24 protein-coding genes and 1 tRNA gene are annotated in these 21,551 nt (G+C 70.9%); 14 read left to right on the forward strand and 11 right to left on the reverse strand.

Features of this window, described 5'->3' with window-relative positions; translation table 11 throughout:
* Positions 1-118 precede the first annotated feature (118 nt).
* The 3 genes from NON00_RS18620 to NON00_RS18630 are packed head-to-tail and all read left to right on the forward strand — an operon-like array spanning position 119 to position 1,772.
* Positions 119-715 (forward strand): glutathione S-transferase N-terminal domain-containing protein, encoded by a 597-nt coding sequence (locus NON00_RS18620; RefSeq protein ID WP_256024204.1) that lies wholly within the window; start codon positions 119-121, stop codon positions 713-715.
* Positions 715-1,158: a cupin domain-containing protein gene (locus NON00_RS18625; RefSeq protein WP_256024205.1), complete on the forward strand. Its 444-nt coding sequence runs from the start codon at positions 715-717 to the stop codon at positions 1,156-1,158. Before NON00_RS18620 ends, NON00_RS18625 begins: the two co-directional genes overlap by 1 nt.
* The gene (locus NON00_RS18630; RefSeq protein WP_256024206.1) at positions 1,155-1,772 is read left to right on the forward strand and encodes a bifunctional 2-polyprenyl-6-hydroxyphenol methylase/3-demethylubiquinol 3-O-methyltransferase UbiG; all 618 of its coding nucleotides are present in this window, start codon (positions 1,155-1,157) and stop codon (positions 1,770-1,772) included. Before NON00_RS18625 ends, NON00_RS18630 begins: the two co-directional genes overlap by 4 nt.
* A 135-nt stretch (positions 1,773-1,907) precedes the next feature.
* Here the strand turns inward: NON00_RS18630 and NON00_RS18635 are convergent, their stop codons facing one another.
* Positions 1,908-2,762 carry a DMT family transporter gene (locus tag NON00_RS18635; protein WP_256024207.1) on the reverse strand — a complete coding sequence of 285 codons (855 nt, stop codon included), beginning with the start codon at positions 2,760-2,762 and terminating at the stop codon, positions 1,908-1,910.
* Between the two features lie 57 nt (positions 2,763-2,819).
* Here NON00_RS18635 and NON00_RS18640 point away from each other — a divergent pair, with 57 nt between their 5' ends.
* Positions 2,820-3,176 carry a phage holin family protein gene (locus NON00_RS18640; protein ID WP_256024208.1) on the forward strand — a complete coding sequence of 119 codons (357 nt, stop codon included), beginning with the start codon at positions 2,820-2,822 and terminating at the stop codon, positions 3,174-3,176.
* 142 nt (positions 3,177-3,318) lie between these two features.
* Here NON00_RS18640 and phbB read toward each other — a convergent pair whose 3' ends face one another.
* Positions 3,319-4,041, reverse strand: coding sequence for an acetoacetyl-CoA reductase (gene phbB, locus NON00_RS18645; RefSeq protein ID WP_256024209.1), 723 nt, complete (start codon positions 4,039-4,041; stop codon positions 3,319-3,321).
* Between the two features lie 475 nt (positions 4,042-4,516).
* On the opposite strand from phbB, the gene NON00_RS18650 reads away from it, so the two are divergent.
* Positions 4,517-4,732 carry a hypothetical protein gene (locus tag NON00_RS18650; protein WP_256024210.1) on the forward strand — a complete coding sequence of 72 codons (216 nt, stop codon included), beginning with the start codon at positions 4,517-4,519 and terminating at the stop codon, positions 4,730-4,732.
* A 220-nt stretch (positions 4,733-4,952) separates the two neighbouring features.
* Positions 4,953-5,141 (forward strand): soj family protein, encoded by a 189-nt coding sequence (locus NON00_RS18655; protein WP_256024211.1) that lies wholly within the window; start codon positions 4,953-4,955, stop codon positions 5,139-5,141.
* A 73-nt stretch (positions 5,142-5,214) separates the two neighbouring features.
* Here NON00_RS18655 and glcF read toward each other — a convergent pair whose 3' ends face one another.
* Positions 5,215-6,552 carry a glycolate oxidase subunit GlcF gene (glcF, locus tag NON00_RS18660; RefSeq protein ID WP_256024212.1) on the reverse strand — a complete coding sequence of 446 codons (1,338 nt, stop codon included), beginning with the start codon at positions 6,550-6,552 and terminating at the stop codon, positions 5,215-5,217.
* Between the two features lie 139 nt (positions 6,553-6,691).
* On the opposite strand from glcF, the gene NON00_RS18665 reads away from it, so the two are divergent.
* Positions 6,692-6,865, forward strand: a complete 174-nt coding sequence (locus NON00_RS18665; protein WP_256024213.1) for a hypothetical protein — start codon at positions 6,692-6,694, stop codon at positions 6,863-6,865.
* Between the two features lie 131 nt (positions 6,866-6,996).
* Here the strand turns inward: NON00_RS18665 and NON00_RS18670 are convergent, their stop codons facing one another.
* The 4 genes from NON00_RS18670 to NON00_RS18685 all read right to left on the reverse strand — a co-directional run bounded on the left by NON00_RS18670 (position 6,997) and on the right by NON00_RS18685 (position 11,083).
* Entirely contained in the window at positions 6,997-8,205 is a 1,209-nt protein-coding gene (locus NON00_RS18670) for an FAD-binding protein (RefSeq protein ID WP_256024214.1), read from the reverse strand.
* Positions 8,202-9,659: an FAD-linked oxidase C-terminal domain-containing protein gene (locus NON00_RS18675; RefSeq protein ID WP_256024215.1), complete on the reverse strand. Its 1,458-nt coding sequence runs from the start codon at positions 9,657-9,659 to the stop codon at positions 8,202-8,204. The genes NON00_RS18670 and NON00_RS18675 overlap by 4 nt, the downstream gene beginning before the upstream one ends.
* 147 nt (positions 9,660-9,806) lie before the next feature.
* The gene (ykgO, locus tag NON00_RS18680) at positions 9,807-9,932 is read right to left on the reverse strand and encodes a type B 50S ribosomal protein L36 (RefSeq protein WP_256024216.1); all 126 of its coding nucleotides are present in this window, start codon (positions 9,930-9,932) and stop codon (positions 9,807-9,809) included.
* A gap of 248 nt (positions 9,933-10,180) precedes the next feature.
* Positions 10,181-11,083 carry a hydrogen peroxide-inducible genes activator gene (locus tag NON00_RS18685; protein WP_256024217.1) on the reverse strand — a complete coding sequence of 301 codons (903 nt, stop codon included), beginning with the start codon at positions 11,081-11,083 and terminating at the stop codon, positions 10,181-10,183.
* Between the two features lie 145 nt (positions 11,084-11,228).
* Between NON00_RS18685 and NON00_RS18690 the strand changes: the two genes are divergently transcribed.
* Together NON00_RS18690 and NON00_RS18695 are read left to right on the forward strand one after the other, a co-directional pair.
* Positions 11,229-11,801, forward strand: a complete 573-nt coding sequence (locus NON00_RS18690; protein ID WP_256024218.1) for a peroxiredoxin — start codon at positions 11,229-11,231, stop codon at positions 11,799-11,801.
* A gap of 181 nt (positions 11,802-11,982) precedes the next feature.
* The gene (locus NON00_RS18695; RefSeq protein ID WP_256024219.1) at positions 11,983-12,513 is read left to right on the forward strand and encodes a carboxymuconolactone decarboxylase family protein; all 531 of its coding nucleotides are present in this window, start codon (positions 11,983-11,985) and stop codon (positions 12,511-12,513) included.
* A gap of 505 nt (positions 12,514-13,018) precedes the next feature.
* On the opposite strand, the gene NON00_RS18700 is transcribed toward NON00_RS18695, so the two are convergent.
* Complete coding sequence (locus tag NON00_RS18700; protein ID WP_256024220.1) at positions 13,019-13,897, reverse strand: N-formylglutamate amidohydrolase; 879 nt, start codon at positions 13,895-13,897, stop codon at positions 13,019-13,021.
* Between the two features lie 133 nt (positions 13,898-14,030).
* Between NON00_RS18700 and NON00_RS18705 the strand changes: the two genes are divergently transcribed.
* The 5 genes from NON00_RS18705 to NON00_RS18725 all read left to right on the forward strand — a co-directional run bounded on the left by NON00_RS18705 (position 14,031) and on the right by NON00_RS18725 (position 18,600).
* Positions 14,031-14,105: transfer RNA gene (locus NON00_RS18705), tRNA-Val, on the forward strand.
* Between the two features lie 259 nt (positions 14,106-14,364).
* A complete protein-coding gene (locus NON00_RS24940; RefSeq protein ID WP_256024221.1) occupies positions 14,365-15,438 on the forward strand; it encodes a class I SAM-dependent methyltransferase in 1,074 nt (357 codons plus the stop codon).
* Between the two features lie 174 nt (positions 15,439-15,612).
* Positions 15,613-16,617: a TRAP transporter substrate-binding protein DctP gene (dctP, locus tag NON00_RS18715; protein WP_256024222.1), complete on the forward strand. Its 1,005-nt coding sequence runs from the start codon at positions 15,613-15,615 to the stop codon at positions 16,615-16,617.
* Between the two features lie 27 nt (positions 16,618-16,644).
* Positions 16,645-17,229: a TRAP transporter small permease gene (locus NON00_RS18720; protein WP_256024223.1), complete on the forward strand. Its 585-nt coding sequence runs from the start codon at positions 16,645-16,647 to the stop codon at positions 17,227-17,229.
* Positions 17,230-17,277: 48 nt separating this feature from the next.
* Complete coding sequence (locus tag NON00_RS18725) at positions 17,278-18,600, forward strand: TRAP transporter large permease (protein ID WP_256024224.1); 1,323 nt, start codon at positions 17,278-17,280, stop codon at positions 18,598-18,600.
* A 42-nt stretch (positions 18,601-18,642) separates the two neighbouring features.
* On the opposite strand, the gene NON00_RS18730 is transcribed toward NON00_RS18725, so the two are convergent.
* The 3 genes from NON00_RS18730 to NON00_RS18740 form a co-directional block, all read right to left on the reverse strand.
* Positions 18,643-18,969 carry a hypothetical protein gene (locus NON00_RS18730; protein ID WP_256024225.1) on the reverse strand — a complete coding sequence of 109 codons (327 nt, stop codon included), beginning with the start codon at positions 18,967-18,969 and terminating at the stop codon, positions 18,643-18,645.
* Between the two features lie 269 nt (positions 18,970-19,238).
* Positions 19,239-20,465, reverse strand: coding sequence for a 5-aminolevulinate synthase (gene hemA / locus NON00_RS18735; RefSeq protein ID WP_256024226.1), 1,227 nt, complete (start codon positions 20,463-20,465; stop codon positions 19,239-19,241).
* Positions 20,466-20,657: 192 nt separating this feature from the next.
* A complete protein-coding gene (locus tag NON00_RS18740; protein WP_256024227.1) occupies positions 20,658-21,506 on the reverse strand; it encodes a sugar nucleotide-binding protein in 849 nt (282 codons plus the stop codon).
* Between the last annotated feature and the right edge of the window lie 45 nt (positions 21,507-21,551).

A 21,551-nucleotide genomic window follows, 5' to 3' on the forward strand; every position in this document is an offset into this window, starting at 1 on the left:
GCTGAACCTTTGGGGAGGCTCCGCCTCCCCAAGCCCCTCCGCCGGGGGGACAGGGTCCCCCCGGACCCCGCCTTCTGTTCGCCCCCCCCCCCCGGCAAACACACAAGGAAACGCGCCGATGAAACTGTTTTATTCGCCCTCCTCCCCCTTCGTGCGGAAGGTCATGGCCTGCCTGATCCTGCGCGGGCTGGAGGGGCAGGTGGAACTGGTCTCCACCAACGCCCATGCCAGCCCCGGGGCGCTGCTGGCCGCCAACCCGCTGAGCAAGGTTCCCGCCCTGCTCACCGAGGACGGCGCGGCGATCTATGACAGCCCGGTGATCTGCGAGTATCTGGACGGAATCGGCAGCGCCGCGCCGCTCTTCCCCGCCGGCCCCGCGCGCATCCCGGCCCTGGTGACGCAGGCCCTGGCCGATGGCCTGATGGACGCCGCCGTGGCACGCCGCATGAGCGACCAGCTGCCGCAGGATGAGGGCCGCATCGCCTTCTCCGCCCGGCAGAAGGCGGCCGTGGAACGCGGCCTCGCCGTGCTGGAGCAGGCGCCGCCGCAGGGCCTCGCCGATATCGGCGCCGTCGCCGTGGCCTGCGCCCTCGGCTACCTGGATTTCCGCTTCGCGCAGGAGCCGTGGCGCGAGGCCCACCCGAAGCTGGCCGCCTGGCTGGCCAGCGTGGCGGAGAGCCCGGCCATCACCCGCACCGCCCCGCCGGCCGCCTGATGGACCTGCGCGACCCCACCCTGCCGGCCGCCGCCGTCATCGCGGCGCTCGGCCTCGCCCCCCACCCGGAGGGCGGCCATTACCGCGAGATCTGGCGCGACCGGCCGGCGGGCGGGGCGCGCGGCGCCGGCACGGCCATCTATTTCCTGCTCGCCGCCGGGGAGGCCAGCCACTGGCACCGGGTGGACGCCGCCGAGGCCTGGCACTGGTATGCCGGCGCGCCGCTGCTGCTCTCCGTGGCGGCGGAAGGCGGGCCGCTGCGGGAACACCGCCTCGGCCCTGATCTCGGCAACCGAGAAGAACCCTTCGCCCTGGTGCCCCCCGGTGAATGGCAGGCGGCGCGCAGCCTGGGCGGCTGGACGCTGGTGGGCTGCACCGTCTCCCCCGCCTTCGACTTCGCCGGCTTCACCCTGGCGCCGCCGGGCTGGAGCCCGGTGCCATGAGCGACTCCGCCGCCTGGGATGCCCGCTATGCCGCCCAGCCCGGCCTGTTCGGGCAGGCGCCGAACCGCTACCTGGAGAGCATGGCGCCGCGCCTGCGCCCCGGGATGCGCGCCCTGGCACTGGGCGATGGCGAGGGGCGCAACGGCCTCTGGCTGGCCCGGCAGGGGCTGGTGGTGACGGCGGTGGACTGGTCCGCCACCGGCATGGCCCGCGCGGCGGAAGAGGCCCGCGCCGGGAGCCTGCCGCTCACCGCCCTCACCGCCGACCTGACGCGCTGGGACTGGCCGGAGGGGCAGTTCGACCTGGTCGCCTGGATCTTCGTGCACCTGCCGCCCGCGGACCGCGCGGTGACGGCCGCCGGAGCCTGCCGCGCCCTGGCGCCGGGCGGGCTGCTGGTGCTGGAGGGCTTCACCCCCGCCCAGGAAGGCCGCCGCAGCGGCGGCCCGCGCGAGCCGAGCCTGCTCTGGACGCGCGCGGCGGCGGAGGAAAGCTTCGGCGGGCTGGAAAGGCTGGAATGCCTGGAAGGCACCGTGCGACTCGATGAGGGGCCGAAGCACCAGGGCGAGGCCGAGGTGCTGCGCGGCCTCTGGCGGAAGGGCGGCGCGCATTCATGAGAGGGGCTTTGCCCCTCTCATACTCTCCCCACCAAAGGCCTGAGGCCTTTGGAAACCCTTTCTGAAGGCGGGTGCAGGGGACCCCGTCCCCTGCCCAAGGGAAAGAAGGGGGGAGTTTGAGGGGGCAAAGCCCCCTCAACGGGCGGCGCGCGCCGCCAGGAAACCGCCCCCACTGACGAGCAGCGCCGCCACCGCCACCGGCCAGCCCGCCGCGCCGAATCCCGCCAGCAGCAGGAGCAGCGTGGAGGCCACCGGAATGCCATAGGCCAGCGTGCCGAGCAGGCGCGGGTCCCCGCGCTTCATGCCGAGGTCCCACAGGAAGAACGCCGCCCCCACCGGGCCAAGGCCCAGCAGCAGCAGCGCCAGCGCCTGCCGCGAATCGGGCCAGACCGTCGCCTCGAAGCCCAGATGCAGCACCCCGGCCAGGGCGGCGCTGGCTAGGCAGAAGCCCGCCACCGCCTCGGTCGGCACGGCGGCGAGGCGGCGGGCGGTGACGGAATAGCCAGCCCAGACCAGCGCCCCCGCCGCGGCGCAGAGGAAGCCCGCCAGGGCCTCGGGCGCGAATCGCGCGCCGCCGCCGACCAGCAGCGCGCAGCCGGCGAAGCCCAGCGCCACCCCCGCCAGCCGCCGCCCGCCGAGCGGCAGCCCCAGCACCGGCGCCGAGAGCAGCACCACCAGCAGCGGCCAGAGATAGTTCAGCAGATTGGCCTCCACCGCCGGGGCCAGGGCGAGGGCGGCGAAATACAGCGCGTGGTAGCCGAACAGCCCGCCCACCCCATGCGCCCAGGCCAGCCAGCCGGTGCCGCCGGCGGGGCCGAGCGCGCGCAGCCGCCCGCGCGCCGCCACCAGCGCCAGCCCCACCCCGCCGCCGATGGCCATGCCGATGGCCGTCATCTGCAGCGGCGGGATGCCCGCCCCCAGCTTGGCCAGCACGCCGAGGAAGGCCCAGAGCAGCATGGCGCCGATGCCGGCCCAGGTGGCGGCGTTCATGCCGCAACTCCCCGCCGCGCCGCGCGTTCCGCCGGGGCAAACCGCGAGAGGTCGATCATGGGATTCCTGGCCCGCACCGCCATCACCGCCTTCGCCTTCTGGTGCGCTGCCATGCTGGTGGGCGGCGTCAGCTTCAGCGGCCCCTTCACGCTGGTGGTGGCCGCCATCGTCTTTGGTGTTGTCAACGCGCTGATCCGCCCGGTGCTGATACTGCTGTCACTGCCGCTCAATATCATCACGCTCGGGCTGTTCACCCTGGTCGTCAATGCGGCGGTGTTCGGGCTGACGGCGCTGCTGATGCCGGGGATGCGGGTGGCGAGCTTCGGCGCCGCGCTGCTCGGCGCGCTGGTGGTGGCTCTCGTCTCGTGGATCGCCAGCCGCGCCATTGGCGGCCAGGAGGCGCCGGCGCGCTGATGCCCCCCGCCTTCACCCCCCGCCTTCACACGGATGGCGGGGTCCGGGGTAGCCCCGCTACCCCGGCGGAGGGGCCTGGGGAGGCGGAGCCTCCCCAGAGAATCTTCTTTTCGTCTGGGGAGGCAGAGCCTCCCCAGATATCTCAGTACATATGCTGCCCGCCATTGATGGACAGCGTGGACCCCGTGATGAAGTCGGCATCATCGGAGGTGAGGAAGCACACGCCGCGGGCGATATCCTCGGCGCGGCCGAGACGGCCGACGGGGATGCGGGCAATGATCTTGTGCAGCACATCCTCCGGCACGGCGCGGACCATCTCGGTGTCCACATAGCCCGGGGCGATGGCGTTGACGGTGATGCCGGAGCGCGCGCCTTCCTGGGCCAGGGCCTTGGTGAAGCCGTGGATGCCGGACTTGGCGGCGGCGTAGTTCACCTGGCCGTACTGGCCCGCCTGGCCGTTGATCGAGCCGATATTGACGATGCGGCCGAACTTGCGGGCGCTCATCCCCTCCCAGACCAGCTTCGCGAGGTTGAAGCAGGAGCCGAGGTTGGTGTCGATCACGTCATCCCACATCGTGCGGTCCATGCGCTTCATGGTGCCGTCGCGGGTGATGCCGGCATTGTTCACGAGGATCTCGATGGAACCGTGCTCGGCCTCGATCTTCGCCACCGCGGCCTTGCAGGCCTCGTAGTCGGAAACGTCGAACTTGATGGTCGGGATGCCGGTGCGCTCGGTGAAGGCGGCCGCGGCCGCGTCATTGCCGGCGTAGGAGGCCACCACCTTGCGCCCTGCCTTCTGCAGCTGCTCGCTGATGGCGGCGCCGATACCGCGCTGCCCGCCGGTGACCAGGGCGAGTCGTGCCATTGACAGTGTCCTCCTTCTGAAGTGTGGGCGGCCCCCCGGCCGCCCGGGCCATCGGATCACAGACCGGTGCCGGGCACCATGCGGCTATCTCGCAGGGCAACACGCGTGGCCGGTCCGTGAAGGGGGTCAGCGCGCCGGCAGGGCCTGGGCCCGGCCAGCGGCGGCGAATCGGCGTAGGCCCCGGGTGGCGGCCCATCCCCTTCCCCCCGTCGCGGGCCCGGCCGGGACGGCCAGGGGCAGCGCGGAAACCGGAAGACAGGACAGCCAGCCAAGCCAGGGACGCATGCGCGATTCGCTCTATCGGATTCGCAACAAGCCTATGGCGCGGCACCGGTGCCGCCAAGGCATCACGACTGCGATATCGTTCTTGAATCGTAAAGGAGACCGTGTTAATCACGAAAACGTGAGCAGGCCGGCAGCCGCCGGCGGCTCCATAAGTTTCTAAACGAATACGAAACGAAGAAGGTGTCCTCCGATGGCGTCCATCCTGCCCTTCTCCGTCACGGGAGAACGCCGTCCGCCCGCTCAGGTGGACCAGAGTGCGCTGCTGCTGATGCTTTCCTATGTGGAGGCCGAATGCCGCCGCATGGGCGCGGCGGAGGCGGCGCAGCACGCGGCTGCGGCGGCGGCGGCTCTGCCGGGCGGGATGCCCACCGCTCGGGGCAATTACCCCCGGCCGCACAATAGCTGAGGCCGGGCTGCCGCCGGGTCCGCCCCCGGTGGCCTCGCGGCGGCCGGGCCCCCTCTCCCGGCCGCCGCCTTTTTCCCAGCCCCCTGGCCTGTCCCCCCGTGGGCCGGGGGGCTGCCCTGCTGCCGGTGCAGCCGCGCTCGTTGCGCTTTACGCTGGCCGTCGCGCGCCAAGACGTGTAAGCGGCGGCCGCACTCCCCCCGTAACGGCAGGCTTTGATCCCATGGATACTCCGATTGCCGCGGTCCTCTGGACCCACCAGGCGCAGCGCGACCTCGCCGCCGTGCTCCGGCTGCTGGGCCATGCCGAGCGCTGCTGCGTCGAGGCCGGCTCTGAGGATGCCGCCAGCCTGATCGCCGAAGCCATGTCCGTCCTGGCGCGCGACGCCGCTGCCCGGAAGATGGCGGCCTAACCTTTTTCCAGGCTGCCGCCGTCTCCCGTCACGGCGGGACGCTGAACTGAAAAAAGTTTTTTGGTTCTTTTTTTCAAAAAAGAACTTTCTCCCGCTCCTCCCGCACTGGGGCGGGAAGCCCCTCCGGCTCCGGCCCCCCGGCCATCCAGTCGAGCAGTTCGACGGTATGGATGGCCGGCATGGCACCGCCCCCCAACTGCGTCAGGCAGCCGATATTGCCGCTGGCGATCACCGCGCCCCCGGTGCGGGACAAGTTCTCCAGCTTGCGCGCCTTGAGCTGCCCGGCGATCTCCGGCTGCATCAGGTTATAGGTGCCGGCCGAGCCGCAGCAGAGATGCCCCTCCACCGGCTCCTTCACTGTGAATCCGGCCTTCTGGAGCAGTTGCTTCGGCGCCGCCGTCACCTTCTGCCCATGCTGGAGGCTACAGGCGGCGTGATAGGCCACCACCAGCCCCGGCGCCGGGCGGCTGGGGGCATAGCCGAATTGCAGCAGCACCTCGGAAATATCCTTCGCCCGCGCCGCCACCGCCTGGGCGCGGGCGGCCCAGGGCTCCGGCTCGCTGCGGAACATGAAGCCGTAATCCTTCACCGTGGTGCCGCAGCCCGAGGCATTCACCACGATGGCGTCCAGCCCCGCGCCATCGATCTCGCGCGTCCAGGCGGCGATATTGGCGCGGGCCAGGGCCATGGCCGGGTCGTGCTGGCCCATATGGTGGTTGAGCGCGCCGCAGCAGCCCTGACCCTCGGCCACCACCACATCCAGCCCCATGCGCGTCAGCAGGCGAATCGTGGCGGCGTTGATGGAGGGGGCCAGGACCTGCTGCGCGCAGCCCGTCATCAGCGCCACGCGGCCGCGGCGCGGCCCCTCGGCGGGGTGGAGGCGCGGCGGCAGCGGGGCGGCGGCGGGCAGGCGTTCCGGCGCCAGTTCCAGCATGGCGCGCAGGCGGCGCGCCATCTGCCCCTGCCCCGGCACCAGCCCGCGCAGCGGCCGGGCCAGCCGCGCCAGGGCCAGCGCCGCGCGGAAGCGGCGCGGGTGCGGCAGCATCGCCCCCAGCAGCCCGCGCAGGGCGCGCTCCGGCCAGGGGCGGGTATAGGTCTCCTCGATATAGCGGCGGGCATGGTCCACCAGGTGCATGTAGTGCACGCCCGAGGGGCAGGTGGTCATGCAGGAGAGGCAGGAGAGGCAGCGGTCCACATGCTTCACCACCGATTCGGTGGCGGGCTGGCCGCTCTCCAGCATGTCCTTGATCAGGTAGATGCGGCCGCGCGGGCTGTCCAGCTCATCCCCCAGCAGCACGAAGGTGGGGCAGGTGGCCGTGCAGAAGCCGCAATGGACGCAGCTGCGCAGGATGGTGTTGGAGGCGCTGATATCAGCATCCGCCAGTTGCGCGGCGGTGAAATGGGTTTGCATGTTGGTCCGTCCCTCTTGCCCCCAGGGTGGCGGGGAAGGGCGGGCCGGGGCAAGCGTGTCAAGAAGGGTTCATCTTCCTTTACGGATCTGTCATAGGGCGCGGCCCTTTCTTTCGCCGCTGGAGCGCGCCGCGCAGATCATGGACCGCATTTTCCCCCCCAGCGCCTCGCCCGGCGGCCCCGCCGAGCCGCGCAGGCTGGAGCCCAGCCCCGCCCCAAATCAGGCGGGGCCGGCGGAAACCGCCCGCCTCGCCCGGCTGATGCAGATGTCGCGCCCCGCCGGCGCCACGCCCCGCAGCGAGGACAAGGCCTGAAGGTCAGCCTCGGCCCGGGTCAGAGAGGATGCGCGCACCAGGGACCTGCTCTTGAGAGGGGCTTCGCCCCTCTCAAACTCTCCCCACCAAAGGCCTGAGGCCTTTGGAAACCCATCTGTGAGTCCCCCTCCTCACCCCATCCGGCCGGGGTTCAGCAGGCCGGCCGGGTCCAGCGCCGCCTTCACCCGGGCGCCGATGGCGGCCAGGGGCGCCGGCTCCGGCGGCAGCACCGGCACCGCCATGCGCAGCGAATCGGGGGCGCGGAACAGGGTGAAGGTGCCGCCCGCCGCACGCGCCGCCGCCATCACCGCGCCATGCACCGCGATGCTGGCCGGCCCCGCCACCCAGACCAGCCCGCCGCCCCAGTCCAGCAGCAGCTTCGCCGGGAAGGCCGCGCGCAGCGCCGCCACCGCCGCCGCCGCCCGGCCGGGGCGCAGCGAGAGGCGCCACACCGCCTCCTCCGGCGCGGCGGCCAGCGGCCGGGCCTCGGCCACGGCGCACCACAGGGAATCGGCGCCCTCCAGCCGCGCCGCCTCCCCCCAGGGCGCCAGCACGCCGCGCAGCGCATCCCCCCGCCGCCCGAGAAACTGAAAGAAATCCTCAAGGCGCAGCAGGGCGGTGGGGCCGCTGAAGCCCTCCCCGCCCGCCGGCAGCAGCGCGGCGCCGCTGACGCCATAGGGGCTGCCGAGCCCGGCCGAGAGGGCCGCCACCCCCGCCGCCACATCCGCCACCGGCAGGGCCAGGGTCAGGCTGGCCTCGGGGCGCGGGACGAGCTTCAGGGTGATCTCGCTCAGCACCGCCAGCGTGCCGTGGCTGCCGGAGAGCAGCTTGCACAGGTCCAGCCCCGTGACGTTCTTGTGCACCCGCCCGCCGGAGCGGATGACCTCGCCATCCCCCGTCACGGCGCGCACGCCCAGCACCTGGTCGCGCAGCGCACCACCCACGCCGATGCGGCGCGGCCCGGACAGCCCCGCCGCCACCAGCCCGCCCAGCGTCGGCGGCGTCGCCACGCCGAACAGCGCGGCAAGGTCCGGCGGCTCGGCGGCGATCATCTGGCGGTGCCCGGCCAGGGCGGCCTCGATCTCCGGCAGCGTCGTCCCGGCGCGGGCGGAGAGCACCAGCTCCTGCGGGCGATACAGGGTGATGCCGGTCAGCGCGCGGGTGGACAGCGGGCGCGCCGCCCGCACCGGGCGCAGGCTGGCCGCGCGCCCGCCCAGCCCCTGCACCGCCAGGCTCTCCCGCGCCGCGAAGGCATCGCGCACCGCGCCGGCCAGTTCGGCCTCGCTGGCGGGGGCCTCGGCCCCGGGGGCGTTCAGGGGCGCGTTCAGGGCGGCGCTCATGCCACGCGCTCCAGCACCGGGTTGCCGGCCAGCGGAAAGACCTTCGCCGGGTTCAGCAGCCATTGCGGGTCGAAGGCCGATTTGATGGCGCGCTGCCGCGCCAGTTCCTCCGCCGTGAACTGCACCGGCATCAGGTCGCGCTTCTCCACCCCCACCCCGTGCTCCCCGGTCAGGCAGCCGCCCACCTCGACGCAGAGCTTCAGGATATCGGCGCCGAAAGCCTCGGCCTTGCGGAAGCTCTCCGGGTCATTGGCGTCGAACATGATGAGCGGGTGCAGGTTGCCATCGCCGGCATGGAAGATATTGGCCACCTTCAGGCCATAGGCGTCGGACATCTCCTGCATCCGCCGCAGCACGCGCGGCAATTCGCCGGTGGGGATGGTGCCGTCCATGCACAGATAGTCGGGGCTGATGCGGCCGACCGCGCCAAAGGCCCCCTTCCGCCCCTTCCAGATGGCCAGGGACTGCTCCGCCGTCTCCGCCACCCGCAGCGAGATGGGCGCGAACCGCCCGCAGATGTCTTTCAGCTTGTCCAGGAGGATGTCCTGTTCCTCCGCATTGCCCTCGACCTCGATGATCAGCAGCGCCTCGGCATCCAGCGGGTAGCCGGCCTGGGCGAAGGCCTCGCAGGCATGGATGGCCGGGCGGTCCATGAATTCCAGCGCGACCGGAATGATGCCGCTGGCGATGATGGCATCCACCACCTGCCCCGCCACCTCGTTGCTCGGATAGGCGGCGAGCATGGCCCGCGCCCCCTCCGCCGCGCGCAGGATGCGCACCGTGACCTCGGTGACGATGCCCAGCTGCCCCTCGCTGCCGGTGACCAGCCCGAGCCAGTCATAGCCCGCCGCATCCAGGTGCCCGCCGCCGAGTTGCAGCACCTCCCCCTCGATGGTGACGAAGGTGACGCCCAGCAGGTTGTTGGCGGTGACACCGTATTTCAGGCAATGCGCCCCGCCGGAATTCATCATGACATTGCCGCCGATCATGCAGGCGAGCTGGCTGGAGGGGTCCGGGGCATAGAAAAAGCCCTCCCCCGCCACCGCCTGGGTGATGGCGAGGTTGGTGACGCCCGCCTGCACCACGGCTAGGCGGTCGGCGTAATCCACTTCCAGGATGCGGTTCATCCGCATCAGGCCGATGACGATGCCATCTTCCAGCGGCAGCGCCCCGCCCGAGAGGCTGGTGCCCGCCCCACGCGGGATGATGCGGATGCCCTCCCGGTGGCAGTAGCGCAGCAGGGCGGCGACCTGCGCGGTCGTCTCCGGCAGCACCACGGCCAGCGGCGGCTGGCGATAGGCGGAAAGCCCGTCCGTCTCATAGGCGCGCAGCCGCACGGGATCGCCGATGACCCCCGCCCCGCGCGGCGAGTCGGGCACGATGGCGGCCAGCGCGGCGAGAATCGGGGCGCGGCGGGCCAGCACGGCCGGGTCGGGCCTGGGCAGTTCGATCATGGTCGGCATTCCCCCTTTGGCCAGGAGAATGCCCCTCCGCCGCGCGCCGCGGCAAGCACATGCGAAAACGACGCCGTGGCAGGGCCATGGCGTCGTTTTAGAGCGGAAGAACCGCTGCGGCCGCCCCGGAGGGAGGCCGCCCCGCAATCAGCCCTGGCGGGCCTTCAGGCGGGGGTTCTTCTTGTTGAGAACGTACATGCGGCCGCGGCGGCGGACCACAACGCAGTTCTTGTCGCGCGTCTTCGCGCTCTTCAGGCTGTTACGGATCTTCATCTGGGCACCCTCTTCGAGCGGGCGCGTTTAGGCTGTGGGGCCGCCGGTGTCAACAAGCGCGTGCATCCTTCGCTGTCCCCGACTCGCATCTTGCGAGGAGAAATTGATTTTTCAGGAAGAAAATTCTTTTTCTGAAGAAAAAGAAGAAAAAAGACTTTCTTTCAGGCTGCCGCCGTCTCCCGACCAAGCGGGACGCTGACTGAAAAAAGTTTTTTGGTTCTTTTTTTTCAAAAAAGAACATCTTCTCTTCAAGAATTCACAGCCTCCGCCACCGCCGGCGCCAGGCTGCGGAACTCCGCCGCGCGCGGGGAGCGGGCGCGCCAGGCGAGGCCCAGGCCGCGCGTCTGCGGCGTGTCCAGCGGCTTGAGCAGCACCGCGGCCCCGGCCAGCACGCCACCTTCCACCGCGAGTCGCGGCAGCAGCGTCACCCCCAGCCCGCCGGCCACCATCTGCACCAGCGTGTGCAGGCTGGTGGCGGCGAAACTGTCCTGGCTGACGGCGGCGTGCAGCCCGCAGGCGGCCAGGGTGTGGTCGCGCAGGCAATGGCCATCCTCCAGCAGCAGCAGCCGCTCGCTGCCCAGGGCGGCCACCGGCAGGCTCGGCTCCCCGGCGAGGCGATGGCCCTCCGGCAGCGCGGCCAGGAAGGGATCTTCCGCCACGCGCAGCGTCTCCGCCTCCGGCAGGGCGGCGGGGAGCGCGAGCAGGAGCAGATCCAGCCGCCCGGCGGCGAGGTCATCGGCCAGCCGGTCCGTCAGATCCTCGCGCAGCCAGAGTTGCAGGCGGGGAAAGGCGCGGCGCAGCACCGGCATCAGCCGCGGCAGCAGGAACGGCCCGATGGTGGGGATGACCCCGAGTCGCAGCGGCCCGGAGAGCGGGTCGCGCGCCGCCGCCGCCGTCTCCGCCACCGCCGCCAGGGCGGAGAGGGCATGGCGCGCCCGCTCCACCAGCTGCAGGCCCAGCGGGGTGAAGACCGGGCGCTTGGCGGGGCCACGCTCCAGGATGGCGGCATCGAGCTGCCGCTCCAGCGCGATGAGCCCGGCGGAGAGGGTGGATTGCGTGACCGCGCAGGCCTGCGCCGCCCGGCCGAAATGGCCCTGGTCGGCCAGGGCCACGAGGTAGCGGAGCTGCTGCGGGCTGGGGAGAAGGTTCATCGAATGGACCGATGATTTCGTCGAAAACTATTCATTGGCATGGTTGCGCTGCAACATACATAAGGAGGCACGTCACGGGGAGGGCAACACCCGGCCCGTGCCGCAGATCGCATGTTGCAGATCAGATGACAGGGGGTATCCAGAGATGCTGACGGTTGGTGACAAGTTTCCCGCCTTCAACCTGACCGCCGTGAAGGGTGGCGCCGAGGGCCTGGAAGGCCCGGGCAAGTCCTTCGTCGAGATCACCAGCGAGAGCGACGCCGGCAAGTGGAAGATCGTCTTCTTCTGGCCGAAGGACTTCACCTTCGTCTGCCCGACCGAGATCGCGGCCTTCGGCAAGCTGAACGGCGAGTTCAGCGACCGTGACGCGGTCGTCTATGGCGTGTCCACGGACAGCGAGTTCGTCCACCTGAACTGGCGCGTCTACAACAAGGACATCCACGACCTGCCCTTCCCGATGCTGGCCGATGTGAAGCGCGAGTTGTCCACGGCGCTCGGCATCCTCGACAAGAATGCGGGCGTGCCGCTGCGCGCCACCTTCATCGTCGACCCCGAGGGCACCATCCAGTGGGCCTCGGTGAACGGCCTGAATGTCGGCCGCAACCCGCAGGAAGTCGTGCGCGTGCTCGACGCGCTGCAGACGGACGAGCTGTGCCCCTGCAACTGGAACAAGGGCGGCGACACGCTGAACCCGGACCAGCTGTTCAAGGCCGCCTGATCCTGCCTGGCTGACGGGGCGGGGGTGGCCAGGCGCCGCCCCCTGCCCTCCCCCGCGCCCGCATCCCGGCCGGAGCCTGCTCCGGTGCCCCCCGGGATGTGCCGGCGCGCGGCGCCCGGGCCTGCCCGGGCCATCCCTTTCCCACATCCTTGCCGTTTTTCAGACCGGAGGAGTCCTTCGCATGTCGCTCGAAGCCCTGCGCGCCAGCCTGCCCGACTATGCCCGCGACCTGAAGCTGAACCTGGGCAGCCTGGCCACCGAGCCGGTGCTGACCGAGCAGCAGCGCGCCGGCAGTTTCGTGGCCAGCGCCATCGCCAGCCGCAACGCCGCGGTGACCAAGGCCATCCTCGCCGAGTTCGGCCCGCAGCTTTCGGCCGAGGCGCTGGTGGCCGCCAAGGCCGCCGCCGCCATCATGGGCATGAACAACGTCTATTACCGCTTCACCCACCTGGTGGGCGGCGACTATCCGGGCCTGCCGGCCAAGCTGCGCATGAACGTCATGGCCAAGCCGGGTGTCGAGAAGGTGGATTTCGAGCTGTGGTCGCTCGCCGTCTCCGCCATCAATGGCTGCGGCATGTGCATGGAGAGCCACGAGAAGGTGGTCCGCCATGGCGGGCTGAGCAGCGAGCAGGTGCAGGCCGCCGTCCGCATCGCCGCCGTCGTCCATGCCGTGGCCGGCGTGGTGGATGCCGAGGAAGCCCTGGCCGCCTGATTTCCGGCCCCTTTCTCAGTACCCGGGGGAGAGCCCTTCGCCTCCCCCGCTCCTCCCCCCGCCTCTCCGGGCGGGGGTCATCAGCCCCGTCTTAACCGGGGCGGGGGAATATCCTTCCCCTGGGCGCGGCTCTCAGAGCCCGGACCGCCTCTTTCTGCCGCTTTTCGCAGCATTTTTACCCCCGACGGGCATAACCCGTTCGCGACATGCGTTCATCGCATGGGGTCCCGCCGAAAATGCAGGCAATTTTTCTGCTGCACCGCGAAAAACTGCTTGCATACGAACGATCACCATCCTATCTTCCATCTCGCAGCAGCACAGTACGCTGTGTCGCTGTCTTTCTTGGACGTTTCCTCCCTAAACTCGGCGGTGCCATCTGGCACCGCCTCTTTTTTTTCCGGCTCCTGCTGCACCAGCCTGCCGCCGTCTCACACAGGACAGCGCGCCAACCGGAAAAAGTTTTTTGGTTCTTTTTTTCAAAAAAGAACGCTTCTTCCTGAAATTCTCAGCCCCGCAGGAAGGCCCAGTCGGCTTCCGCCAGGGCGGCCATCATCGCCGTCAGGTCGCCGCGCAGGCGCTCCATCTCCGGCAGGCGCTCGATGGCGGCCTCATCCATGTAGAGGCCGCGGGCGATCTCGATCTGCAGCACATGCACGGATTCGCGCGGGCGGCCGTAATGGCGGGTGACATAGCCGCCGGCATAGGGATCGTTGCGCCGCACCCGGTAGCCCATCTGCCAGAGCAGTTCCTCCACCCGGCGCACGGCGCGGCTGGCGCAGGCGGTGCCGTGGGCATCGCCCAGCACCATGTCCGGCGCGTTCGCCCCATGCGCCGGATGGGCGGGCATGGAGTGGCAGTCGATCAGCAGGCAGCAGCCGAAGGCCTCGCGCGTTTCGGCGATCAGCGCGGCCAGGGCGGCGTGGTAGGGCTGCCAGCAGCGCTGGATGCGGCTTTCCGCCTCGCTGAAGGGCAGGCGGCGGCGATAGACCGGCTCGCCATTGGAGACGACGCGGGCGATGGTGCCGAGCCCGGCCCCGACGCGCGGGCTGGCGCTGTTCACCCAGGCCGGCAGCGGCCCGTCGAACATGGTGGGGTCCAGTTCCCAGGGCTCACGGTTGGCGTCGCAATAGACGCGGGGGAAGGTGGCGGCCAGCAGGGGCAGCCCGAGATCCGGCGCGGCGGCGAAGAGTTCCTCGACGAAGCTATCCTCGGAGCGGCGCACGGCCAGCGCGTCCAGCCGGGATTCCGCCAGGAATTCCGCGGGGTAGTGCCGCCCTGAATGCGGCGAGGCGAGCACCAGCGGCGCGCGCTGCCTGGCCGGGCGCGACATCACGAAGGGGCCGGGCGCGGCCTGCCCGGCGAGAAGCGGCATTGGAAGATCCATGGTCTTCTCCCATCAAGCCACAGCGCGCCGCCGCTGTCACGACTCGGCCAGGGGCCGGTTTTTTTTCATTCCCTTGCGCACACCCCCTTGCCCCACCCGGCGCATCCGGGCTAATGCCCCGGCCACACCGGCGGGGCGCGTAGCTCAGCGGGAGAGCGTCCCCCTGACACGGGGAAGGTCACAGGTTCAATCCCTGTCGCGCCCACCACCGGTTTTCCTCCCTGACAAGCTGGCATCATCGAGGCAACAGGCCCAGGCCGCGCCATGCCCGCCGCATGACAGGCGCCGCGTTTCCGGCATAAGAAACGGGTATGGAAACCATCCCGTCCCTCCTGCCCACGCCGCCTGCCGCCGAACCCGCACGGCCGGCCGCCGCGGACGTGGCCAAGCCTGCCGCTGCCACGCCTGCCCCGCCCACACCTGCCCCTCCCGCGCCCGTCCCTCCAGCGCCGGCCGCCGCGCCGCCCGTGGCCCAGCCCGCGCCCGCCCCGCCGCCCGCCCTGCTGACGGCCGAGGCGGTCAGCACGATGCTGCGCATGCTGCTCGGCCGTGGCCCGCGCAGCGCCGAGGAGCTGGCCGAGCTGCGCCACCATCCGGACACCGCCGCCCTGCGCAACACCCTGCTGCGCGGCCCGGAATTCACCCGCCTCTACCGCGCCGCCACCAAGCAGAGCGCGGGCTACGCCATGCCGCTCTTCATGCTGGCGCCGCCGGAAGACCCCAAGGTGCCCTGGTGCTTCCAGGACCCCAGCCTGGCCGAGCCGGTCAGCCAGCTCTGCACCGCCGCCCAGATGCAGGAGCCGGCGCACCAGCAATGGAGCCGCTTCACCCGCAGCCCGCCGCGCCCGCACCGCAAGCAGTGGGAATTCTCCTGGATCCTCGCGGCGCTGAACCGGGCGGAGATGCTGCGCCCCGGCCTCTCCGGCCTCGGCTTCGGCGTGGGGCGGGAGCGGCTGCCGAGCGCCCTGGCCAATCTCGGCCACCGCATCGTCGCCAGCGACGCCCCGCCGGAACTCGCCGCCGTGCAGGGCTGGGCCACCACCAAGCAGTACAGCGACTCCCTGGAGCAGCTCTTCAAGCCGGAACTGATCGACGCCGCCAGCTTCGCCGAGCGCGTCACCTTCCGCCCGGTGGACATGAACGCCATCCCGGACGAGCTGCGCGGCTTCGATTACTGCTGGTCCGCCTGCGCGCTGGAGCATCTGGGCTCGCTGCAGCACGGGCTGGACTTCGTGCGCAACAGCCTGGAGACGCTGCGCCCCGGCGGCCTGGCGCTGCACACCACCGAGTTCAACCTGGGCAGCAACGAGCAGACCCTGGAGTCCCGCGGCCTCAGCCTCTACCGCAAGCGGGACATCGAGGCCCTGGCCAGCCGGCTGGTCGCCGAGGGGCATGAGGTCTGGCCGCTGAACTTCCACCCCGGCCATGCCCTGGGCGATGTCTATATCGACACCCCGCCCTTCTCGACCCCGCATGTGAAGCTGCAGGCGGCGGGGCATGTCGTCACCTCGATCGGCCTCGCCGTGCGGCGCCGGGGCTGAGCGGAGGGAGCGGATGCCAGGGTTTCGCTGCACCGCATCAATGTTTTAAGCAATAAACAGTCTCGCGAAGCGCAAAAATCTTACCAAAAATAAGAAAGAGCACTCTTGACCCCCACGGCGCGGCGACGCAAACGGGACAGCGGACGCAGCGCCGCGCCAAGGGGAGAAACGATCATGCACCGCCGCCATCTGCTTCTGGCCTCGGCCGGAGCCCTGGCCATCCCTGCCCTGGCGCCCTCCGCCGCGCGGGCGCAGGCGGCGGTGACCATGCGCCTCTCCCACCAGTTCCCGCCCAGCCACCAGCATGCCGGCATCCTCGCCGCCTTCGCCGAGCGGGTGAAGGCGAAGAGCCAGGGCGCCATCGATGTGCAGGTCTTCCCGGCGGAACAGCTGGCCCGCGCCGGGGAGAACTTCCCGGCCGTGGCGCGCGGCGCCTTCGAGGCGGCGGCGGCGGTGAATTTCCAGTGGGGCAACACGCTGCCGGAAATGAACGTGCTGACCCTGCCCTATCTCTTCACCGAGCTGGAGCGGATCCGCAAATTCCCCGGCTCCCCGGCGGCGCAGCTGCTGGAAGGGCTGCTGCAGAAGCGCGCGGTGCGCAACCTGATGTGGCTCTACACCACGCGGCAGGCCATCTTCACCAGCAACCGCAAGCCGCTCCTCACCACCGAGGACTTCAAGGGCCTGAAGATCCGCGGCCTGAACGCGCTGACCGACCACGCGCTCTCCGCCGTCGGCGCCGCGCCCTCCTCCATGCCAGGGCCGGAGGTGCCGCAGGCGCTGCAATCCGGCGTGCTCGATGCCGGGCTGACCGATATCTCCGCCGCCGTCTCCCGCCGCTTCTACGAGTTCCAGAAATACGGCACCGTGGCGCCGTGGTTCTGCGTCTTCACCCATGTCTATGTGAACCCGCGCTGGTTCGACGGGCTGAAGCCCGAGCACCGCGCCATCATCCAGGCCGAGGCCGCCCAGGCCGAGCACGACCAGGTGCCGCTGACCGAGCAGGTCGCCACCCAGGCCGCCGTCGAGCTGCAGGCCAAGGGCATGGCGGTGCATGTGCAGTCCGAGGAGGAGCGCGCCGCATGGAGCGCCGCCATGCAGAAGCCGGTGCTGGATGCCTTCCTGCGCCTCGCACCCGAGAATGGCGCGCGCGCCATCGAGGCCCTGCGTGCGCTGTGAGGCGCGGAGCCTGACGGGCCGCCGGCGGTGAGCACGCCCATGGGGGGCATGCCGGCGGGGGGCACGCTGGCGCAGCTTCTGGCCGGCCTCGCCCGCTGGGTGGCGCTGGCCGCCGCCATGGCGGGGGGCCTCGCCACCCTCGCCTGCCTCGCGCTGATCTGCTGGTCCGTCGCCGCGCGCTACCTCGCCGGGCAGCCGCAGCCCTGGATCGACAAGGCGGCGGGCTGGCTCGTCGTCGCCCTCGTCCTGCTGGCCGCGCCCGAGGCGCAGCGCCGCTTCGAGCATATCGGCGTCGATGTGCTGACCAACCGCCTCTCCGGCGTGGCCGCGCGCGGGGCGCGGCTGCTCGGCACGCTCTCGGTCGCCCTCGTCGCCGCCATCCTGCTCGATGCCGGGCTGGAGACGGTGGCCTTCAGCCGCATGATCGGCCTGATGACCGAGATCGAGGGCATCCCCGTCTGGTGGATCCAGGCGCTGCTGCCGCTCGGCGCGGCGCTGCTGCTGCTGGTGGCACTGTCACAGTCGCTGATCCTGGCGCTGGGCCAGAACCCGGAATTCCTGCCCGACGGGGCGGAGGAACTGCCGCGCGACAGCCTCGCGCGCGGCGAGTAGCCCCACCCCCTCCCCCGCCTCTTTCCCCGCGGCTTCCAAGGACCGACCATGACCTTCCTGGCCCTGCTCGCGGCGCTCTTTGTCGTGCTCTATCTCGGGCTGCCGATGTTCGCGGCGCTCTTCCTGCTGCCGCTCGGCGTGCTGCTCTGGGTGGAGGGCGGCCTGCCCGCGCTGGGGGAGCTGGTGATCGGCCAGCTCGATGGCTACCTGCTGGTGGCCATCCCGCTCTTCATGCTGATGGCGCATATCATGGTGCGCGGCCGGGTGGTGGATGACCTCTATGGCGCCGCCTTCGCCCTGCTGCGCGGCGTGCGCGGCGGGGTCGGCATCGCCACCGTCGCCGCCTGCACCATCTTCGCCGCCATCTCCGGCTCCTCCGTCGCCACCGCGCTGACGGTGGGCAAGATCGCCATCCCGCAGATGCTGCGCTACGGCATGAGCCGCAAGGGCGCCTTCGGCGTCGTGGCGGGCGGCGGCACGCTCGGCATCCTCATCCCGCCCTCGGCGCCGATGGTGCTCTATGCCTATGTCACCGAGACCAGCGTGGGCGCCCTCTTCCTCGCCGGACTGATCCCGGGGCTGATGATGGCGGCGATGTTCGCCCTCTACTGCTACCTCACCGAGGGCCGCGCCATCGCCCCGGCGGACGAGGCCGCCCCGGCGCCCGAGGCTGGGGCGCCCGAGGCTGGAGCACCCGGGGCTGTCCCCCCGCTGCGCGCGCTGCGCCGCGCCGGGTGGAGCCTTTCCCTGCCGGTCTTCGTCCTCGGCGGCATCTATATGGGCGTCTTCACCGCCACCGAGGCGGCGGGCACCGGCACGCTCTACGCCCTGCTGATCGCCGCCCTGATCTACCGCACCCTGACCTGGAAGGATTTCCTGGACGGCGTGGGCGAGGCCACGCGCACCAGCGCCATGCTGCTGATGATCATCGCCGCCGCCGCCATCTATGGCTACATGCTGACGAAGCTGCGCGTGCCGCAGGAACTGACGGCGCTGGTGCTGGACTGGGGCCTCTCCCGCACCGGCTTCCTCGTCGCCATGATGGTGCTGCTCTTCCTGCTCGGGCTGGTGCTGGAGAGCTTCTCGATCATCCTGCTCACCATGCCGGCGATCCTGCCGGTGATGGCGCAGTTCGGCATCGACAAGGTGTGGTACGGCGTGCTGCTGACGCTCTCGCTGGAAATGGCGCTGATCTCGCCGCCGGTGGCGATGAACCTCGTGGTCATCAAGGCCATCACCGGCGCCCCGCTGGAGGAGGTCAACCGCGCCATCATCCCCTACATGCTGATGCTGGCGCTGGGCACGGCGATCCTGATCGTTTTCCCCGGCATCGCGCTCTGGCTGCCGCGGATCGCGGGCTATGCCGGCTGATGGCGGCGGGCCGGGGCGCGGGCGCCCCGGCCCTGCGGCGCGTCAGCCCTGCGGGGCCGTGGCGCGGAGGCGGGTGGCCAGGCTGGTGGCGTCGTCCGGGTCGCTCGCATCATGGTTGCGGCTGACCGGCATCGGCACCGCCAGCGGGCTTTCCTCCGGCGCGGCGTTGCGGCCCACCGGGCCGGGGATCACGCTATCCCCCTGATGCATCCGGCTGACCGCCATGGCCTGGGCGAGCGGGCTGCCCTCGATCGCGGTCTTGTTCGCATCGGCGGCCTGGGCCAGCGCCGGCAGCGCGGCGGCCATGCCGGCCAGGCCCAGGGCACGCAGGGCCATGCGCAGGCCCAGGCGGGTGAAGGAAGTGTGCATGTCTTTCCCCATCGCGGTGTTCGTTGTTCCCGGCGATGCAGGGGAAATAGTCCGCCGCCCGGCCGCGTCCAGGCGGCGTTACCCATTGGTCCAACTTGCAAAGCGGCGTAACAGGACTGTGGTGTTTTCAGGAATTTCAGATTCTTCTTTTTCTGAAGAAAAAGAAGCAAAAAGACTTTTCTCAGTTTGGCGTCCCACCTCAGGCCAAAGGCGGGACGCCCCCTGAAAGACGTTTTTTGGTTCTTTTTTTCAAAAAAGAACGCTCTTTTCTAAGCCGCCTCCGCCACCGACAGCACCGCGCGCAGCGCCGCCACCAGATCGGCGATCATCGCATCCGTGTGGAAGGGCGTGGCGCAGAGGCGCAGCCGCTCCGTCCCGCGCGGCACGGTGGGGTAGTTGATGGGCGTGACATACAGCCCATGCTCCTCCAGCAGCCGCCGGGCCACGGCGCGGCAGCGGTCGGCCCCGGGGACGGGGATGGGCACGATATGGCTCTCGCTCGGCAGGCGGGGCAGGCCGGCGGCGTCCAGCGCGGCCTTCAGCGCGGCGGCGCGGCCGGCCATGCGGGCGCGCAGCGGCGCGTCCTGGCGGATCTGCCGGATGCTCGCCAGCGTCGCCGCCAGCACCGTGGGCGGCAGCGCCGTGGTGAAGATCAGCCCGCCGGCGACGGAGCGGATATAATCCACCCAATCCGTCTCCCCGGCGATATAGCCGCCATAGACGCCGATGCCCTTGGACAGCGTGCCCTCGATCATGTCGATGCGGTGGCTGGCGCCGTCGCGCTCGGCGATGCCCGCGCCCTGCGGGCCGTAGAGGCCGACGGCGTGCACCTCATCCAGATAGGTGATGGCGCCGTATTTCTGCGCGAGGTCGCAGAGGTCATGCAGGGGCGCGATATCCCCTTCCATGGAATAGACGCTCTCGAAGGCGATGACCTTCGGGCTGGCCGGATCCGCCGCGCGCAGCAGCTCTTCCAGATGGGCGAGGTCGTTATGCCGCCAGATATGGCGCTTCGCCCCGCTGCGCCGCATGCCGTCGATCATCGAGGCATGGTTCATGGCGTCGGAAAACACCTCCATCCCCGGCAGCGCCGTCAGCAGGGTGGAGAGCGCGGCCTGGTTCGCCATGTAGCCGCTGCCGAAGAGCAGGGCGGCGGGCTTGCCGTGCCAGTCGGCCAGTTCGGCCTCCAGCCCGGTATGCAGGGGCGAGGTGCCGGAGATATTGCGCGTCCCCCCCGCCCCGGCGCCATGCAAGGCGGCGGCCCCGGCGGCGGCCTCGCGCACCGCCGGGTGGCTGCCCATGCCGAGATAGTCGTTGGACGACCACACGACGATCTCGCGCCCCTCACCCGGCCCTGCGCCCGGCTGATGCCAGCGATAGACCGGAAAGCGGTCGGCCAGTTTTTCCAGCCGTGCGAAGTCGCGGTAGCGGCCTTCGGCGCGGAGCGTGTCGAGATGCCGCGCGCAATGGGCGCGCAGGGTCTGCCGTGTGTCCATGCGCCGATAAATAGAACAACCTTCCTTTCCGTGCAGGTTTTCATGGAGAGGTTTTCAGGGGCAGGTTTTCATGCCGGCCCGGCAGCCCAGGGCGCGGAAACCCAAAGGGGGTTTCCAAAGGCCTCAGGCCTTTGGTCGGGAGAGTTTGAGAGGGGCGAAGCCCCTCTCAAGACCTTTCAGCCCGCCGAATGTTCAGCCCAGCAGCGCGCGCAGCCCCTCGCGATAGCTGGGGTAGCGCCAGACCAGCCCGAGCCGCGCCTGGGTGCGCGCGCTGCTGATGCGCCGGTTCTCCGCCCAGAAGCTGCGCGCCATCGGCGACATGGCGGCGAAGGCGGCCTCGAAAGGCAGCAGCGGCGGCGCCTCCACCCCCAGCAGCCGGGCGGCCTCGGCCACCACATCGGCATTCGCGGCCGGCAGGTCGTCGGCCAGATGCAGCACGCGCGCCCCCTCCGGCCGCCCCCCCGACTGTGCGGCAGCGGCCAGCACGGCGCGGGCGATATCCCCGACATGGATGCGGGAGAACATCTGCCCCGGCCTGTCCACCCGCCGGGCGCGCCCGGCGCGCAGATCCTCCAGCGCGTTGCGGCCGGGGCCATAGATGCCGGCGGTGCGCAGCAGGTCCAGCGCCACGCCGCGCGGCGCCAGCGCGGCGCGCCAGGCCGCCTCCGCCTCCAGCCGGCGGCGGGAACGCTCCTGGCCGGGGGCGGGGGCCGTGTCCTCCTCCACCCAGCCGCCGGCGCGGTCGCCATAGACCCCGGTGGTGGACATATAGCCGACCCAGCGCAGCCCCGGCGCCGCCGCCACCGCCGCGGCATGGGTGGACAGCACCGGGTCCGCCCCCGCCTCCTCCGGCCCGGCGGTGACCAGCAGATGCGTGGCGGCGCGAATCGCCGGCCCCGCCTCGGCGAAGGGCAGCACCCGCACCCCCTCCGGGGCGCCGGGGCGCGGCACGCGCATCGTGCCCGCCACCGGCAGGCCGGCCGCCACCGCCGCGCGCGCCACCGCCATGCCCGAATAGCCGAGCCCCAACACCAGCAGCATCCTGCCTCTCCACCCTGTCATGGACACCATGTGGCGCGGCGCCGC

This window comes from Roseomonas sp. GC11, from assembly GCF_024437745.1.
Lineage (GTDB): Bacteria > Pseudomonadota > Alphaproteobacteria > Acetobacterales > Acetobacteraceae > Pseudoroseomonas.